Origin of the sequence: Pseudocitrobacter sp. RIT415 (assembly GCF_003057695.2) — a bacterium.
Classification (GTDB): domain Bacteria; phylum Pseudomonadota; class Gammaproteobacteria; order Enterobacterales; family Enterobacteriaceae; genus Pseudocitrobacter; species Pseudocitrobacter faecalis.
In genome coordinates this window covers 184,100-201,690 of sequence record NZ_QBJC02000005.1, presented here as the reverse complement: position 1 = coordinate 201,690, position 17,591 = coordinate 184,100, and the positions used below count along the sequence as shown (strand labels likewise).

The following is a 17,591-nucleotide window of genomic DNA, read 5'->3' as shown; positions in this document are numbered from 1 at the left end:
TTCCCGGTTATATTTATATTGTTTATTTAATTATTACAGATAAACAATGGAAATAGTTGCCTGGCCATCCAGTGATGTATCATCAGTGATAGCCAGCGTAGTGGTGTCCTGAATGGCTGCGTTAACACCAATGAGATCCGTGGCGGTTGTCAGGGCAACAGGGATAAGATCTGTTTCATTGGCAAATGAGATGATTTCTGAGCCATCATTCTTAACAAGGTGACTTGTGTCCCAGTTAGCGCCATTGTCGTCTGAAATGATGATGCGGCCAGTTTGTCCATCAACCGTTGAGCTATTGGTGCCACTGAAGGGAAGCATTGCAAAGGAACCCAAATTGGTCCCGCCAGCCGTTTTACCCAGGCCAAATTCTTCAGTTGGCTTAGCCTCAAAACCATTAACGGATGGGATGGTATCAGCGGCAGTATCGGCCCGGTCATCTACCACACTGAAACCCACTTTAGTCGGGCTAACGCAGGTTATAGATAACGTGATGTCATGCTCACCCAACTGGTTTACCGCACTCGCATTCAGAGCAGCAATAGATAATTTTCCATAATCCACGACACCACCTGAAGAGAGCGTCGGTGTACAGGCCCCCATGGTCAGCGTACCCTGAACTTTCAGGTCTGTGCTCTGGTTTGCTGCGAAGGCAGAATTCGCAGATGACAATACTAAAGCAGTGGTAGCACATAACTTCAAAATGTTTTTCATTACATATTACTCTTTATATAATAGGCGGTTATCGATTGGAGGTTTTTAAGGGATTAACTTTCCTTCATAAAAACTCAATTAATTTTCGCAAATTAACTAAGAGGCTTCACGCTAAATAATAACCAAGACTGGAGTCGGTATTGGGTGTAAAAATGGATTTTTGAGGTAATTATATAGCGACGTCTTATCGTATGAACTCACCATCCCCAAATATAAAAATTACGTTATTCGTCGATCCAGGCTACTTTTCAATATTCACTGTAGGGGCAGAGCCTCAGAAGGACAGTAACCAAATCTCGGTTACATCACTTAAGGATGCCTGAATATCGCCTTGATGACCCCTTTGTCAACTTTTTGGTTTTTATACTATCCTAATGATTTATTATTTCGTAAATAAAGAGTATGGTGAGGTGGCGATTTGGATTAAGTAAAAGAGACATATTTGGAATCAAGGGGATGTATTTTAACGCGTATGAGGGAGTAACAGATTTTCTCACAAAATGCTGTATGCTCCCTTTGACAATTTTTCTAATTTATAATATAAAAACGGATGCAGCGAACAGATTTTTTAAAATAGTACTATTGTTTATTGCGAGATCTAAATATAATCGGGTGTCCCCGATTATATTTAGATAGGGATTTATATTTTTACAGGTATACCATTGAAATCGTCGCCTGACCATCCAGCGGAGTGTCATCGGTGATAGCCAACGTAGTGGTATCCTGAATCGCCGCGCTGACATCCATTATTTCAGTAGCGGTTGTCAGAGCCACAGGTGTTACATCATCACTGGCAAATGCCACGATTTCAGAACCATCATTTTTAACGAGCGTGCTTAATTTGAACCAGTTAGCGCCATTATCTCTGGAGGTGATGAGTTGGCCAGGCTGTCCATCAATCGTTGTATTATTAGAGTCACTAAAGGGAAGAATAGCGAAGGAACCTAAATTAATTCCGCCCGCTGTTTTACCCAGACCAAATTCCTGAGCAGGTTTAGCAGAAAAGCCATTAGCACTAGGGGCCGTATCAGCGACAGTATCCGCCCGGTCATCTACCACAGTGAAACCTACTTTAGTCGGGCTTTCGCAGGTTATAGATAAAGTGACTTTATGCTCACCCAACTGGTTTACCGCACTCGCATTCAAAGCAGCAATAGATAATTTCCCATAATCCACGACGCCACCTGAAGAGAGCGTCGGTGTACAGGCTCCCATGGTCAGCGTACCCTGAACTTTCAGGTCTGTACTCTGGTTTGCAGCGAAAGTTGAATTAGCATATGCCAATACTAAAGCAGCAGTGGCGCAAATCTTCATAATATTCTTCATTACATATCACTCTTTATTAAATGGGGGGTGTTGATTAGAACTTATTAAGGGAAAGCCCCGTAATAAAACTGAACTCATTTTTGCAGATTACCCCGGCGGTTTCACTTCAAAAAATAATCAAAAATAGAAGTAATATTGAGTGTAAAAATGGATCCATAAAATATTCAAAGATAAGGCCCATGCCAGTATTAGGCGGAACAACGTTGCGCCAATCTGCTCACCTTGTCAGCAAAGCGTATCAAACCGACATGCCCGACTTTCGCCGGGCAGACAGTCGATCACTCAAAACAGCAGTGAATAGCTCAGACCAAAAGTACGACCACGGCCTTTGTAATCGTACAGTGACGCCGGGCCATATCCCGGGCTGTAGTAGAGCGGCGCGCGCTGACCCCAGACGGTGGTGTAGTCACGATCGAAAAGATTCTCCACGCTGAAACTGAGTTTACCCACAGGGAGTTCATAACTCCCGAGCAGATCAACGGTGGTATAACCCTCGATTTTCTCTCCCTGATCGTCGCTCACGTTGAAGGAGGTGGTGCTTTGAACTCGCAGGCTCCAGGGATCGGGTGCCCAACCAATGTATGCCGTCGCTTTTGAAGGACTTGCGACCTTAACATCGTACTTTTCCCAGCTCCCGTTGACTTTGGATTCGGTTTTTAGCACGTTAAAGTTTGCGCCAGTGCTCCAGTCGGTATCCGGAATAAAGTAGTCGATCGCACCTTCGACACCGTAAATACGGCGTTTGTCATCGACCACGCTAATTGTCAGATCTTTATTGGCCTGCACGCTCTTGTCAGAAATTGAGTAGTAAGCCGCAATTTGCGTGCGCAGGTTATCGCCGGTAAAGCGCCAGCCCAGTTCGTAGGAGTCGACCTTGACGCCTTCCAGTTCACTCTCGTTCACATTCACGCTGTTAATTAGCGGAAGGTGTCCGTTGACTGCGGGGCCATAAGTGCCGCGTCCATAGTACTTACCAGGGTCAGGCAGTTCCACGCCCTGGGAGAAGTTAAACCATGCCTGCTGGCGTTCGGTCAGGTGAACCAACAGCCCCGCATTAAACAGGAAGTTATCGTAATCGACCGAGCCACCGGGGATAGCATCGGCTGACTGTGCCTTCCCGGCAGCAATCTGCTGTTGCTGCGCATAGCCAATGAAATCATCAATCTTGTTCTCTGTGTACTGATAGCGAACGCCGCCGCTGATCGTGAAAATATCGTTGATGTCATAGCTTGATTGCAGGAAGGCCGCCAGGTTGGTGATGTCGTACGCTGGGTAGCGCCCGGTGGTATAAATACGCTTATTGTTCATCCCGCCAGACGCATTTGCCTGTGCCAGATCGAAAAACATTTGGTTAGAGGTAAAGCGTTCATGATCCGCATCCAGCCCATAAGTCAGTTGCCAGCCCTCCAATGGTTGACCGTTCAGCGTCAGTTTCGCACCGTACTGATCCGTGTCCTGCTGCGATGAGGAGAACGCGGTCGCCTGTTTATTGGCATTGACGGTTGGGAAAGGATAGAACTTCAGCGACTCATCGCGATAATAAACCTGACCCACCAGCTCCTGGCCGAGGAAGTCGCTGTTAGAGTATTGCAGGCTAATAAGGTGACGTTCAGTGCCTGGAATTCGGTCTGAACTCAGGCCGCTGCTGACATAAGGCTTACTGGTTCCGCTAATTGCTGAAAAATCTTTGCCGAGGTTCAAGCCATAATCATCGTCACCCTGGCTTTTATAATATTGAGTGATCAACTGCAGTTGTTGGGTATCGTCAATGTTTAGCGTGCCGGTGCCCATGATATCCAGACGGTCAGAATACTGGAGCCCTGTCTGGGTGTTATCGAGCAACGTTGCGTCGCCATTGCCATCAAACCAGCCGCCAAATTTCTGGTACGCCACCGACGCGCGACCGGAGATACGATCGTTCCCGCCCGAGATCGCGCTGGCAATACGTTCATCATGATCTTTACTGCTGTTAAAGCCGCTTTTGATCCCCGACTCAAACTCCACCTGGGTATCTGGTTGGCCCTTCTTCGTCACGATATTAATCAGGCCGCCCGTACTGCCGCCACCGTACAGCGCGGTGGCGCCGGAGATGACTTCTACGTGGTCGATATTGAAGGGGTCAATCGAGTCCAGTTGGCGGCTGTCGGTGCGCGATGAGTTCAGGCGTACGCCGTCAACCAGCACCACCAATGGACGGCCACGCACATTCATTCCGTAATTGGTACGACTCTGGCTGCTTACATCCAGCCCGGGGATGAGCTGTGCCAGTGCGTCTTTCAATTCTTTACCGCCCTGAATCTGCTGTTCAAGTTCGGCGTTTTCAATCACCCAGGTAGTTTGCGCCATTTCCGCCACCGTTCGGTTAGCGCGGTTGGCGGAAACCACCAATGTGTCGTCGGGAGTCTGTTGTGCGACCGCAGGTGCCATGATGGCGAGCAGCAGCGGGTTAAGGGTCCAGAGCGTATATTTTTTGGCTATCATCGTCATTCCTTTACGCGGGCAAAAAAGTGTTGCCCAAAGAGGCTGAGTAGCAGTTGGAGGTGCAGCCGCTGGCTGCGGTTTTTCCCGGTTACCGCTGCGTCATGGGAGAAGCGCAGGCGATGTGTGAGAACGAATAAATCGCGCGACATGGCGAGATTCAGAATATGAGCAGATGCCTATGCCCTGATGCCGGAGGGACGCTCGGGAATAACCCGATGACGCTGTTAGGCATTTAGCGAGCGTGATAATCAGTTGGGAAGGGGAACATGCGATGTAGCGCGATGTCGTGTTTTCACGAAGAGGCCATTTCAGAATGCGCTGTGCAACGCGATTCCACGCCAGCAGGTTCATGGGCAAAGTTATCATCAGGCAGATTCCACATCATGTGATAATGCGAATTTTGCCGATAGAGTTTCTCATTATCAATACTAATTGTTAGTATTGGTAAAAATAATTTTACAAATAAACACAATTTATGAACGGTTTTGCAATATTGTGGCGGTGGGGATGATTGCCGTTTGGGTGAAAAAAATGTCCAGATGTTCGTGAATAAAGCCTTTTCAAGCGAGGTGATAAGCACGTCCCTGTGCTCTGTTCTCAGGCGCGCGAGCGTTTTACCGGCATCCCATTTGCCACAAAATAGGCCGCCAGACTTTTCGGCAGCGCCTCTTGCCCACGAATCCTATCCGCCATTTTCTCGCCGATCATAATCGTCGTGGCGTTCAAATTGCCGGTGATGATCTGCGGCATAATTGACGCATCTACTACGCGCAGGCCTTCCAGGCCGTGTACGCGGCCTTCGCCGTCAACCACGGCCATCTCGTCGTAACCCATTTTGCAGGTACCACAGGGGTGGAAAGCCGTTTCCGCGTGATTACGTACAAACTCGTCGAGCTGCTCGTCCGTCTGACACTCCACGCCAGGGCTGATTTCCCGGCCACGGTATTTATCCAGCGCGGGTTGATGCATGATCTCGCGGGTGATGCGAATTGCATCGCGGAACTCCTGCCAGTCCTGCTCGTGCGACATGTAATTAAACAGGATCGCCGGATGCTGGTGCGGGTCGCGGGATTTAATCCGCACATGCCCGCGGCTTGGCGAGCGCATTGAGCCGACGTGGCACTGGAAGCCGTGCTCTTTCACCGCGTTCGAACCGTTATAGTTAATCGCCACCGGCAGGAAGTGGTACTGAATATTCGGCCATTCAAATTCCTCGCGGCTGCGAATAAATCCGCCTGCCTCAAAATGGTTGCTTGCGCCCACGCCGGTACCGCCAAACAGCCACTCCGCGCCAATTTTTGGCTGGTTCCACCACTGCAGAGCCGGGTAGAGGGAAACCGGTTCTTTGCACTCATATTGCAGATACATCTCCAGGTGATCCTGAAGGTTCTCGCCTACGCCCGGTAAATCATGCACCAGCGGAATATCAAACTCAGCCAGCAGTGCAGCATTACCCACGCCGGAGCGTTGCAAAATTTGCGGGGAGGCAATCGCCCCTGCGCACAGCAGCACTTCTTTATTTGCTGTCGCTCGGGTCGGAATCGTGCTGTCGCCCTCCAGCCACTCGACGCCCACCGCACGTTTGCCATCAAAGATGATGTGATCGGTCATGGCGTTCGTGCGAATAGTCAGGTTGGGACGTTGTTTTGCCTGGTCAAGATAGCCACGTGCGGTGCTGGCGCGACGTCCCTGCGGCGTTACGGTGCGATCCATCGGGCCGAAACCTTCCTGCTGATAACCGTTAAGATCGTCCGTGCGCGGGTAGCCCGCCTGCACGCCCGCTTCAATCATCGCTTCAAACAGCGGATTGACGCCGGGTTTTGAGGTGGTCACGCTAACCGGGCCGTCACCGCCGTGATAGTCGTTTTCACCAATATCGCGCGTCTCAGCCTTGCGATAGTAGGGCAGGCAGTCAAGATAGCTCCAGTGCTCCAGACCGGGTTCTTTCGCCCAGTTATCGAGATCCAGCGCGTTGCCGCGGATATAGCACATGCCGTTGATCAGTGACGATCCGCCCAGACCTTTGCCGCGTCCGCACTCCATGCGACGGTTGTTCATAAACGGTTCCGGCTCAGTCTCATAGGCCCAGTTGTAGCGTTTGCCCTGTAGTGGGAAGGCCAGCGCGGCGGGCATCTGGGTGCGGAAGTCAAAGCGATAATCCGGGCCGCCCGCTTCAAGCAGCAGCACGGAGGTATTCGGATCTTCAGTCAGACGTGTGGCGAGGACGTTGCCGGCAGAGCCGGCACCAATAATGATGTAGTCAAATTGCAAATAAACCTCCCGGTTAGAATATGGACTGGAATTTACCCATCTCAACCTGGATGGACTTCACCTGGGTGTAACTCTGTAGCGTCATCACGCCGTTCTCGCGGCCAATACCCGAGTGTTTGTAGCCGCCAACCGGCATCTCTGCTGCGGATTCACCCCAGGTGTTGATCCAGCAGATACCCGCTTCAAGCTGGTGGATGATGCGGTGTGCCCGATTCAGGTCAGCCGTTACGACGCCTGCCGCCAGGCCGTAGTCCGTGTCGTTGGCGCGGCGAATCACGTCGTCTTCAGATTCATACGTGAGGATGGACATCACCGGCCCGAAAATCTCTTCACGAACGATAGTCATCTCATCGGTGCAGTCGGTAAAGATAGTTGGGGCGACCCAGGCACCGTTATCGAAACCGTCGCCCTTCAGCGCATCGCCGCCGCAGAGCACGCGCGCGCCTTCCTCTTTGCCTTTGGCGATGTAACGCAGCACGTTATCGCGATGCGGGAAGCTGACCAGTGGGCCGAAGTTGGTCTGCACATCGAAAACGTCGCCTGCGCGGATGCGGCCTACGCGCTCAAGGATTTTCTGTTCAAATTCGGTTTTGAACGCCGCCGGAATAAATACGCGAGTACCGTTGGTGCACACCTGGCCGGAGCTAAAGAAGTTCGCCATCATGGCAATGTCCGCCGCGAGATCTAAATCCGCATCGTCGAGGATAACCAGCGGGGATTTACCGCCCAGCTCCATCGTCACTTCTTTCAGCGAAGAGGCCGCAGAGTTGGCCATCACTTTTTTGCCGCTGGCGACGCCGCCGGTGAACGACACCTTGGCAATGCCTGGATGTTCGGTCAGATACTGCCCGGTTTCCGCGCCGATGCCTGGCAAAACGTTAAACACGCCGTCCGGCAGTCCTGCTTCTGTGTAGATTTCTGCGAGCTGAAGCGCAGTGAGCGGGGTAACTTCGCTCGGTTTGAAGATCATCGCATTGCCTGCCGCCAGCGCCGGGGCGGATTTCCACAGGGCAATCTGAATCGGGTAGTTCCAGGCGCCAATCCCCGCGACCACGCCGAGCGGTTCCCGGCGCGTGTAGACAAACGATGACTCACGCAGGGGGATCTGGCTGCCTTCCAGCGCCGGAATCAGCCCCGCGTAATACTCCAGCACATCTGCGCCGGTAACGATATCGACGGTTGAGGTTTCCGAAAACGCTTTGCCGGTGTCGAGTGTTTCCAGCGTTGCCAGTTCGTCATTGCGTTTACGCAGGATATCCACCGCCCGACGCAGAATGCGTGAGCGCTCCATGGCGGTCATGCCCGCCCAGACTTTCTGCCCCTGCCGGGCGCTTTCTACGGCACGATCGACATCCTCGCGTCCGGCGGCCTGCACCGTTGCCAGGGTTTCACCGTTGGCCGGGTTGATGGTCTCGAAGGTGCGACCGCTGGTGGCGGATGTATAACCACCATGGATATAAAGCTGCTGTTCTGCCATTCGGGACATAACTCCTCCTCGGTTAATCGGTCGGTAAATGCTGGCTGATAAAGTGGCTGGTGAGCGATTGCGCGCGGGTGATATCCAGCGGTTTTCCACTGAGTGCGGCGCGCAACCACAGGCCGTCGATCAGAGCGGCAAGCCCATAGCCCGCTTCTTCAGCCTGTTGACGCGGCAATTCGCGACGAAACTCATACACAAGATTGGACAGCAAACGGCGGCTGCTCACTTGCTGCAAACGGTAGAGCATCGGCTGATGCATGCTGCTGGCCCAGAAGGCCAGCCAGGCTTTCATCGCCGCGCCACTGACCTGCGTTTCATCGAAATTGCCGCCGACAATCGCCTGGAGCCGCTGCTCTGCGCTACCTTCCGGAAGGGCGTGCAGACGGCTCAATACCGCGTCACGCAACTGGCTGGTGATATCGCGCATGGTCGCTTCCAGCAGGCCATTTTTATCTTTGAAATAGTGGCTGATGATCCCGGTGGAAACGCCCGCCCGACGGGCGATCTGTGCGATCGTCGCATCGTGCATGCCTACTTCATTTATTGCTTCCAGCGTGGCGTCGATCAGTTGCCTGCGCCGGATCGGCTGCATCCCCAGTTTGGGCATTTTTGCCACTCCATTCATCAGCATTGGTTATACATTAAAGCGGTTTTTGATTGGACGTTCAATATAAAATGTGTCTTAATTGTTGCGAATTTGATTTTTAATAGTTGCAAAAACAGTGGGGATACTGGATGACAGACCTTTCACAGACAAGGGAAAAGGACAAAATCAATCCGGTTGTGTTTTACACTTCCGCAGGACTGATTTTGTTGTTTTCCCTGACAACGATCCTCTTTCGCGACTTCTCCGCTCTGTGGATTGGCCGCACGCTGGACTGGGTCTCTAAAACCTTTGGTTGGTACTATCTGCTAGCGGCAACGCTCTATATTGTGTTTGTGGTCTGCATTGCCTGTTCGCGTTTCGGTTCGGTAAAGCTCGGGCCGGAGCAATCTAAGCCTGAGTTCAGCCTGCTGAGCTGGGCGGCGATGTTGTTTGCCGCCGGTATCGGTATTGACCTGATGTTCTTCTCCGTCGCCGAACCGGTGACACAATATATGCAGCCGCCGGAAGGGGCAGGGCAAACCATGGAGGCGGCGCGTCAGGCGATGGTCTGGACGCTGTTCCACTACGGCTTAACCGGCTGGTCGATGTATGCCTTGATGGGGATGGCGCTCGGATACTTTAGCTATCGTTATAATTTGCCGCTCACGATCCGCTCGGCGCTGTATCCAATCTTCGGGAAACGTATCAACGGGCCGATTGGTCACTCGGTGGATATCGCGGCGGTAATCGGCACCATCTTCGGCATCGCCACCACGCTTGGCATTGGTGTGGTGCAGCTCAATTACGGGCTGAGCGTACTGTTTGATATCCCGGATTCGATGGCGGCAAAAGCGGCGCTGATCGCGCTGTCGGTGATCATCGCCACCATTTCGGTGACGTCCGGTGTCGATAAAGGCATTCGTGTGTTGTCAGAACTTAACGTCGCACTGGCACTGGGGCTGATCCTGTTCGTACTGTTTATGGGCGACACTTCGTTTCTGCTCAATGCGCTGGTACTGAACGTTGGCGACTATGTAAATCGCTTTATGGGGATGACACTTAACAGCTTCGCCTTTGACCGCCCGGTCGAGTGGATGAACAACTGGACGCTCTTCTTCTGGGCGTGGTGGGTAGCCTGGTCGCCGTTTGTCGGCCTGTTCCTGGCACGTATCTCTCGCGGGCGTACCATTCGCCAGTTTGTGCTGGGCACCTTGATTATTCCGTTCACCTTCACGCTGCTGTGGCTGTCGGTATTCGGTAACAGCGCGCTGTATGAAATCATCCATGGCGGTGCCGCCTTCGCACAGGAAGCGATGGCGCACCCGGAACGTGGCTTCTACAGCCTGCTGGCACAGTATCCGGGGTTCACCTTTAGTGCTTCCGTCGCCACCATTACTGGCCTGCTGTTTTATGTCACCTCGGCGGATTCCGGTGCGCTGGTACTGGGCAATTTCACCTCGCAGCTGAAAGACATCAACAGCGATGCACCTGGCTGGTTGCGTGTATTCTGGTCGGTGGCCATTGGCCTGCTGACGCTTGGCATGTTGATGACTAACGGAATTTCAGCGCTGCAAAACACCACGGTGATCATGGGGCTGCCGTTCAGCTTTGTGATCTTCTTCGTGATGGCTGGATTGTATAAATCGCTGAAAGTGGAGGACTATCGCCGCGAAAGTGCCAATCGTGATACAGCACCGCGACCGTTAAGCGTTCAGGATCGTCTCAGCTGGAAAAAGCGTCTCTCGCGGCTGATGAACTACCCAGGTACGCGCTACACCAAACAGATGATGGAAACTGTCTGTTATCCGGCAATGGAAGATGTGGCGCAGGAACTGCGGCTACGCGGTGCGTACGTCGAGCTGAAAAGCCTGCCACCGGAAGAGGGCGAGCATCTGGGGCATCTGGATTTACTGGTGCATATGGGTGAAGAGCAAAACTTTGTCTATCAGATCTGGCCACGGCAATATTCGGTGCCGGGCTTTACCTACCGCGCGCGCAGCGGGAAATCGACCTACTACCGGCTGGAAACCTTCCTGCTGGAGGGCAGCCAGGGTAATGACCTGATGGATTACAGTAAAGAGCAGGTGATCACTGATATTCTTGACCAGTACGAGCGACACCTCAACTTTATTCATTTACATCGGGAAGCACCTGGGAATAGCGTGATGTTCCCGGATGTTTAAACAAGATGTTTAAATAAAAAGCAGGATCATCACGATCCTGCTTTTCTTTTTATTATTTCTGAATCATATCTACCCGCACGACCGGCGGATCGACTTTCTTATCCAGGCTTCCGTTAATACTGATCATGTTATCGGGTTTTACCGTCCGTCCATCAAAAACCGATTGCGGAATAATGGTGTGGATCGTTCCGGTTTTATCCCTGAACACAAATTTGTCATTGCCCTGATCGTCGATGAGATTGCCGCGAAGCGAAATTGTCGCGCCGTCGTGCATTGTTTTAGCGTGATCGACGGTCATGATTCGCGCATTTTCAGTTCCGCGGTATCCCTCTTCCAGCGCATGAGGGGCGGGAGGTGCGGCATCTTTTTCCAGGCCACCTTTTTCATCGGCAAAAGCGCCAGGAATCAATAATGTGCAAACAAGAGGAACAAGAGATATTTTCATACTACACTCCCTGCGTGTGATTGGCTTGACATATTAAGCGTGGTTGCTATTCCTTAAACTGGCAACGCGATGAATCTTAAAAAGGGTTTACTTTAAAAATCATCGTTCTGCTAAAAATAAGCGAAACGGTGAGGTGTGAAATGTCAAAAGAAAAACAACTGCCCGGTGTTCAGGAGAGTGAACGCGCGCTAAATTTCGAAGCCGCCTGCAGAAATGGGGGATTAATTCTTCTGTTGCTCGTTGTTTTACTGGCAATTGGAGGCTTGTTTTCCAACGGCTATTTGAGTCAAACGATAAAGGTATCTTCAGACCAAAAGTTGCAGGTTGAATATGAACGCTTTGGCAGATTACAAACGGAATTTGCATTAAAAATTTCCGCTAAACCAGCACGAACGGGATTATTCGTTTTCAGCCTGCATGGTGACTATAATAAACATTTTGAAATCAGCAATATTTGGCCTAAGCCAGATAAAATGTCCAGCCAGGATAACACGCTATTTTTTGTTTATCATATCGCACAACAGACAGAACCCTTTACCGTCTGGTTATACGCCACTCCACAAGAATTCGGTTATGCCCATAACTCGCTTAGGTTAAATGCCGGGTCAGAAATAGACTTCTGGCAGTTTATCTATCCTTAGGAGAAAAAAGAATGGAGATGATATTTCGTGCACTTGCAATCTATCTGATTTTACTGGTTGTCTTTAAAATAGCAGGGCGCAGAGCCCTGTTGCAGATGACCAGTTTCGATCTGATATTATTATTGATTATCAGCGAGGCAACTCAGCAGGCCCTATTAGGGAATGATTTCTCTGTCACCGGTGCGATGCTGACAATCATCACGCTGATTGTTGTGGATATGCTTTTTGGGATGATGAAAAAATATTTTTCCGGCGCGGAGTCGGAACTGGATGGTTCGCCGGTTATTTTGGTTGAAAACGGGACAGTGTTAAGGGAAAAACTTAAAAAGGTGGATGTCTCTTGCGATGACATACTTGTCGCCGCGCGCCAAAATCAGGGCATTACAGAGCTGGAGAAAATTAAATATGCCATACTTGAACGTAATGGGCATATCTCGATTATCCCGTTAGAAAAATAAGGAGCACCTGATGGAAGAAACCCTTTATAACGATTCAAAAACCACCGGTGAATTGACCAAACTGGCCGCAAATGCGCTGCTGGAACGTGGCTGGCGTTTAACCACCGCCGAGTCATGTACGGGGGGCAACCTTGCGTCGGCACTCTGCGCAGAAGAGAATACCGCGGCATTTTATGATATTGGCGTGGTGACTTTCAGCGATGCGGCAAAGCAAAAAATGCTGAATGTTCAGGCCAGCACATTAGAAAAGTTTAGTGCTGTCAGTGAACAATGCGTGCGGGAAATGTCTGCAGGCGCACTGACTCAGGCTGGGGCTGATATCAGTATCGCGATTAGCGGTTATGCCGGCCCGGATGGGGGAGACGACGGTACCCCAGCGGGGACTGTCTGGTTTGCATGGAACATTCGCGGTCAAATAGAAACGGCACGGATACTGTTTACGGGCGAGTGCCAGGATGTCGTCGAAAAAGCGGTTCGCTACTCTCTTGCCATTTTGGTTGAACAACTCTCCCTTTCGACGTCATCCCGGCGATGACGGGGTTAAGCGCCTTTTTTCTCGGCCTGGGTATTAATATTCCCCACGGCGAGATCGGTTAGTTTGAGATCGGTTTTCTTCTCTTCTTCCAGCGTGGCTGTGAGCAGTTTTAACGCATTTTTATACCCTAACTGCTGCGCCAGCGTGGCGAGCGTACCGTAACTGGCAATTTCATAATGTTCGACTTTTTGTGCCGCCGCGATAAGCGCGGCATCGCGAACATTGTTTTTTTCGGTACTTTCAATGACCTCATTGGCTTCCTCGATGAGACCCTCCATCGCGACACATTTCATGCGTTTAATTTTTAGGCCGGATTCTTGTTCAACGATCTGATCGATACGCTCAATATGTCCGTGCGTCTCCTCAAGGTGCGCACTAAAAGCGGCACTGAGTTTTTCACTGGCGGTGGAACGTGATAATTTGGCTAAGGCACGGGTTAACTGCTTTTCTGCGCTGTAGGTATCGGATAGCAGGTGAATAAAAACATCTTCAATGGTTTTAATATTCATAATTCTCTCCGGATCATAATAAGCCACGAGGCCGAAGACTCGCGGCTTATTCATATATTTTATTTAATTAAAGGTTATTTATCGGATTTACGGCCACCGCTGTGGCTATTCTGGCCGCCTTTTTTACCCGCTTCAGATGCACGCTGCGGGTCATTTTTGAAGTTACCGCCGCTGTGCTGGCCACCTTTACGGCCTGCGTCAGAGGCTTTATCTCGATCTTCTGCGAAATTACCGGAACCACCACGATGCTCTGCCATATTCAATACCTCATATTTTACTATGTCAGGATGATGCAAATTTTATTTCGCATCTCATGTCGTTCAGGAATTAACTCTAGCGGTTATTGAGTAAAGATCAAATTGCGTTCTGTGGATGTAACTAAATATTCTTGTTAAATAAATCACGCTACGCGCTTCGCTTCAGGGTAAATATTTTATGAAGAAAGATGAGTAAATGAAGCGGATAGCGATAGAACGTAAATTTATTTTTTCATCAATACTCACTCTCATGTTGGATGAGATTGTTTACGCTTCTTTACGTAAGATTTTCCCTGCTCGTGTATCTCCCAAAATAATATAAGATTATTCTTGGTGGGATTAGAAATAGAAAAGAAAGAACAGGTATGTTTTTTCATATGTATGATTGCTTTTCTCCTCATAAGGCGTAGGCTATCGTGCATCTGACAGGAGGACGAATGCCTTTAAACGCGCTGAAATTGTTCAAAATACTTTCTGATGAAACGCGGCTGAGTATTGTTCTGTTACTCAGAGAGTCAGGCGAGCTCTGCGTCTGCGATCTGTGCATAACGCTGAAACAATCCCAGCCGAAAATCTCCCGCCATCTGGCTATGCTGCGCGAAAGCGGGTTGTTGCTCGATCGTAAACAGGGGAAATGGGTGCACTATCGTCTTTCGCCCCATATTCCCGCATGGGCGGCGCAGGTGATTGAGCAGGCCTGGTCAAGCGAGCGCGATGGCCTTCAACGCATGGCGCAAAAGCGGGAAGCGAATGGCGGCACGGCAAACTGTTGCTAAAAAAATTTAACTAAACATATCTGTTTTTGCGTATGTATTGTTTTGGGGAGGTTGTATGTTACTGGCAGGCGCAATTTTTGTCCTGACTCTTATTCTGGTTATCTGGCAGCCGAAAGGATTAGGCATTGGCTGGAGCGCAACGCTTGGCGCGGTGCTGGCGCTGGGGTTCGGTGTGGTTCACGTTGATGATATTCCGATCGTGTGGAATATCGTCTGGAACGCCACGGCAACCTTTATTGCCGTGATTATTATCAGCTTGCTGCTGGATGAATCGGGCTTTTTTGAATGGGCCGCACTGCATGTCGCGCGTTGGGGCAACGGGCGAGGGCGTTTGTTGTTCTCCTATATCATCCTGCTTGGCGCTGCGGTGGCGGCGCTGTTCGCCAACGATGGCGCGGCGTTAATACTTACGCCGATCGTGATTGCAATGCTGCTGGCGCTCGGGTTCAGTAAAAGTACAACGCTGGCGTTTGTGATGGCGGCGGGGTTTATCGCCGATACCGCCAGCCTGCCGCTCATCGTTTCTAATCTGGTCAATATCGTCTCGGCAGACTTCTTCCGCCTGGGTTTCACGGAATACGCCTCGGTGATGGTACCGGTCGATATCGCGGCCATTGCCGCAACGCTCGTGATGTTACATCTGTTCTTTCGCAAAGACATACCGCCTACCTACGACCTTGAACGCCTCAAAGAACCCGCAAAAGCGATTAAAGATCCGGCGACATTCCGCACCGGCTGGGTTGTCCTGCTTCTGCTACTGGCAGGCTTTTTTGTGCTGGAGCCGATGGGGATTCCGGTTAGCGCCATCGCCGCGGTGGGCGCACTCATTCTTTTCGCGGTGGCGAAAAGGGGAGAAGCAATCAATACCGGAAAAGTGCTGCGCGGCGCGCCGTGGCAGATTGTCATTTTCTCGCTGGGTATGTATCTGGTGGTCTACGGCTTACGTAACGCGGGGCTGACGGAATACCTTTCCGGCGTGTTGAACATGCTGGCGAATAATGGCCTTTGGGCCGCCACGCTGGGTACGGGGTTCCTGACCGCATTTCTCTCTTCTGTGATGAACAACATGCCGACGGTGCTGGTTGGTGCGCTTTCGATTGATGGCAGTAGTGCATCCGGTGTCATTAAAGAGGCGATGATTTACGCCAACGTGATTGGCTGCGATCTGGGGCCAAAAATCACGCCCATTGGCAGCCTGGCAACGCTGCTGTGGCTGCATGTGCTTTCTCAGAAGAATATGACGATTCGCTGGGGATATTATTTCCGCGTCGGGATTATTATGACGTTACCGGTGCTGCTTGTTACCTTAACCGCACTGGTATTACGTCTCTCACTCACACTGTAATGAGAAACTGAAATGAGCAATATCATCATTTATCACAACCCGGCCTGCGGCACGTCGCGTAACACGCTTGAGATGATCCGTAACAGCGGCACAGAGCCAACCATCATTCATTATTTAGAAAATCCACCTTCGCGTGATGAGCTGAGCACACTGATTGCCGATATGGGCATCAGTGTGCGGGCGCTGCTCCGTCAAAACGTGGAGCCCTATGAAACGTTAGGGCTGGCCGAAGATCGGTTTAGCGATGCCGAACTGATGGCATTCATGCTGCAATACCCTATTTTAATCAACCGCCCGATCGTGGTAACCCCGTTGGGCACGCGTCTGTGCCGCCCGTCTGAAACGGTGCTGGATATATTGCCGGATGCGCAGCAACGCGCGTTCAACAAGGAAGATGGTGAAAAGGTGGTGGATGAACAGGGTAAGCGGCTGAAACCCTAATCGCTCGGCTTTGTCGGGGGCGCTGTGCTTACGCGACCTACGGGTTAACTCCGACCCGTAGGCCTGATAAGCGCAGCGCCATCAGGCAATTACAGTGTTCCGGTACCGCCATCTGAACACCATACCTGCCCGGACGCGTACGAACACTCGTCGGAGGCAAACAGCACATACAGTGGCGCAATTTCCACCGGCTGCCCTGGACGACCCAGCGGGGCGTCGGCACCAAACTGCTCAACCTTCTCCTGCGGCTGCCCGCCGCTGGTTTGCAGCACTGACCAGTATGGCCCCGGTGCGACAGCATTCACCCGAATACCGCGCGGCCCCAGTTGTTTTGCCAGCGATTTGGTCAATGCCACCAGACAGGCCTTAGTTTGCGCATAATCAACCAAAATCGGGCTGGGTTTAAATGCCTGAACGGATGTGGTGTTGATAATTGATGCGCCCGCCTTCAGGTGACGAAGTGCGGCTTTGGTCAGCCAAAAGGCGGCATAGACGTTGGTTTTGAAGGTGGCGTCAAACGCTTCGGTCGTGAGATCTTCCAGCGATTCACAATACTGCTGTCGTCCGGCGTTATTCACCAGGATGTCCAGTTTACCCAGTTGCTCTACCGTCTGTTCGATCAGAGAATGACAGAAATTTTCATCCCGCAAATCACCGGGGATCGCTACCGCTTTGACCCCTTCCGCTTTCATGACCTCAATAACGCTTTTCGCATCTGACTCTTCTTCAGGCAGATAGTTGATGACGACATTCGCGCCCTCTCTGGCGTAAGCAATGGCTACCGCGCGCCCAATCCCGGAATCACCGCCGGTGATCAGTGCACATTTCCCTTTCAGGCGGCCGTGACCGCGATAGCTCTCTTCGCCATGATCGGGCTCGGGGATCATTTTCGAATCCAGGCCTGGCGGTTGCTGAGTTTGCGTCTGGAAAGGGGGACATGGGTATTGTGGATTTAACGTGTCGCGATCGGCCATAAATATCTCCTTAAGCATAGGTTATCAGTAATGAATGTGGATATTTTCCTTAATAGCAGCGATATAAATATCAAGAACTATTAAGCCTATACCAAAACGTTTCAGCCGATATTTATTTGAGATTTTTCTTTGCGTTACTGATGATATTTCAGCCCCTTATTGAGGGGCTGAA

The 17,591-nt window shown here is 51.0% G+C and carries 17 protein-coding genes; 7 read left to right on the top strand and 10 right to left on the bottom strand.

Annotated elements, in window-relative coordinates; translation table 11 throughout:
* Positions 1–33 precede the first annotated feature (33 nt).
* From DBY68_RS07690 to betI, 6 genes are all read right to left on the bottom strand, one after another.
* Entirely contained in the window at positions 34–711 is a 678-nt protein-coding gene (locus DBY68_RS07690; RefSeq protein WP_108474722.1) for a DUF1120 domain-containing protein, read from the bottom strand.
* A 648-nt stretch (positions 712–1,359) separates the two neighbouring features.
* Entirely contained in the window at positions 1,360–2,037 is a 678-nt protein-coding gene (locus DBY68_RS07685) for a DUF1120 domain-containing protein (RefSeq protein ID WP_233503882.1), read from the bottom strand.
* A gap of 282 nt (positions 2,038–2,319) precedes the next feature.
* On the bottom strand, positions 2,320–4,518 hold the full coding sequence (gene iutA, locus DBY68_RS07680) for a ferric aerobactin receptor IutA (protein ID WP_108474724.1): 2,199 nt from the start codon (positions 4,516–4,518) through the stop codon (positions 2,320–2,322).
* Positions 4,519–5,115: 597 nt separating this feature from the next.
* Positions 5,116–6,789, bottom strand: coding sequence for a choline dehydrogenase (betA, locus tag DBY68_RS07670; RefSeq protein WP_108474725.1), 1,674 nt, complete (start codon positions 6,787–6,789; stop codon positions 5,116–5,118).
* Between the two features lie 13 nt (positions 6,790–6,802).
* Positions 6,803–8,275 (bottom strand): betaine-aldehyde dehydrogenase, encoded by a 1,473-nt coding sequence (gene betB, locus DBY68_RS07665; protein WP_108474726.1) that lies wholly within the window; start codon positions 8,273–8,275, stop codon positions 6,803–6,805.
* Between the two features lie 13 nt (positions 8,276–8,288).
* Positions 8,289–8,876 (bottom strand): transcriptional regulator BetI, encoded by a 588-nt coding sequence (gene betI / locus DBY68_RS07660; protein WP_108474727.1) that lies wholly within the window; start codon positions 8,874–8,876, stop codon positions 8,289–8,291.
* A gap of 128 nt (positions 8,877–9,004) precedes the next feature.
* On the opposite strand from betI, the gene betT reads away from it, so the two are divergent.
* The gene (gene betT, locus DBY68_RS07650) at positions 9,005–11,038 is read left to right on the top strand and encodes a choline BCCT transporter BetT (protein ID WP_108474729.1); all 2,034 of its coding nucleotides are present in this window, start codon (positions 9,005–9,007) and stop codon (positions 11,036–11,038) included.
* Between the two features lie 52 nt (positions 11,039–11,090).
* Here the strand turns inward: betT and DBY68_RS07645 are convergent, their stop codons facing one another.
* Positions 11,091–11,483 (bottom strand): YdeI family stress tolerance OB fold protein, encoded by a 393-nt coding sequence (locus DBY68_RS07645; RefSeq protein ID WP_108474730.1) that lies wholly within the window; start codon positions 11,481–11,483, stop codon positions 11,091–11,093.
* Positions 11,484–11,623: 140 nt separating this feature from the next.
* Between DBY68_RS07645 and DBY68_RS07640 the strand changes: the two genes are divergently transcribed.
* The 3 genes from DBY68_RS07640 to DBY68_RS07630 are packed head-to-tail and all read left to right on the top strand — an operon-like array spanning position 11,624 to position 13,117.
* Positions 11,624–12,124 (top strand): hypothetical protein, encoded by a 501-nt coding sequence (locus DBY68_RS07640; protein ID WP_108474731.1) that lies wholly within the window; start codon positions 11,624–11,626, stop codon positions 12,122–12,124.
* A gap of 11 nt (positions 12,125–12,135) precedes the next feature.
* Entirely contained in the window at positions 12,136–12,582 is a 447-nt protein-coding gene (locus DBY68_RS07635; RefSeq protein WP_108474732.1) for a YetF domain-containing protein, read from the top strand.
* A gap of 10 nt (positions 12,583–12,592) precedes the next feature.
* Complete coding sequence (locus tag DBY68_RS07630) at positions 12,593–13,117, top strand: 2-oxo-tetronate isomerase (protein ID WP_108474733.1); 525 nt, start codon at positions 12,593–12,595, stop codon at positions 13,115–13,117.
* Between the two features lie 5 nt (positions 13,118–13,122).
* Here the strand turns inward: DBY68_RS07630 and DBY68_RS07625 are convergent, their stop codons facing one another.
* Complete coding sequence (locus tag DBY68_RS07625) at positions 13,123–13,626, bottom strand: ferritin-like domain-containing protein (protein ID WP_108474734.1); 504 nt, start codon at positions 13,624–13,626, stop codon at positions 13,123–13,125.
* Between the two features lie 74 nt (positions 13,627–13,700).
* Positions 13,701–13,883 carry a general stress protein gene (locus tag DBY68_RS07620; RefSeq protein WP_108474735.1) on the bottom strand — a complete coding sequence of 61 codons (183 nt, stop codon included), beginning with the start codon at positions 13,881–13,883 and terminating at the stop codon, positions 13,701–13,703.
* Positions 13,884–14,320: 437 nt separating this feature from the next.
* Between DBY68_RS07620 and DBY68_RS07615 the strand changes: the two genes are divergently transcribed.
* From DBY68_RS07615 to arsC, 3 genes are read left to right on the top strand one after another with little or no spacing between them, the layout of a single operon-like run.
* The gene (locus DBY68_RS07615; RefSeq protein WP_108474736.1) at positions 14,321–14,659 is read left to right on the top strand and encodes a metalloregulator ArsR/SmtB family transcription factor; all 339 of its coding nucleotides are present in this window, start codon (positions 14,321–14,323) and stop codon (positions 14,657–14,659) included.
* 55 nt (positions 14,660–14,714) lie between these two features.
* Positions 14,715–16,004: an arsenic transporter gene (locus tag DBY68_RS07610; protein ID WP_108474737.1), complete on the top strand. Its 1,290-nt coding sequence runs from the start codon at positions 14,715–14,717 to the stop codon at positions 16,002–16,004.
* A 12-nt stretch (positions 16,005–16,016) separates the two neighbouring features.
* A complete protein-coding gene (gene arsC, locus DBY68_RS07605) occupies positions 16,017–16,445 on the top strand; it encodes a glutaredoxin-dependent arsenate reductase (protein ID WP_108474738.1) in 429 nt (142 codons plus the stop codon).
* Between the two features lie 89 nt (positions 16,446–16,534).
* On the opposite strand, the gene DBY68_RS07600 is transcribed toward arsC, so the two are convergent.
* On the bottom strand, positions 16,535–17,419 hold the full coding sequence (locus DBY68_RS07600; protein ID WP_108474739.1) for an SDR family oxidoreductase: 885 nt from the start codon (positions 17,417–17,419) through the stop codon (positions 16,535–16,537).
* Positions 17,420–17,591 lie beyond the last annotated feature (172 nt).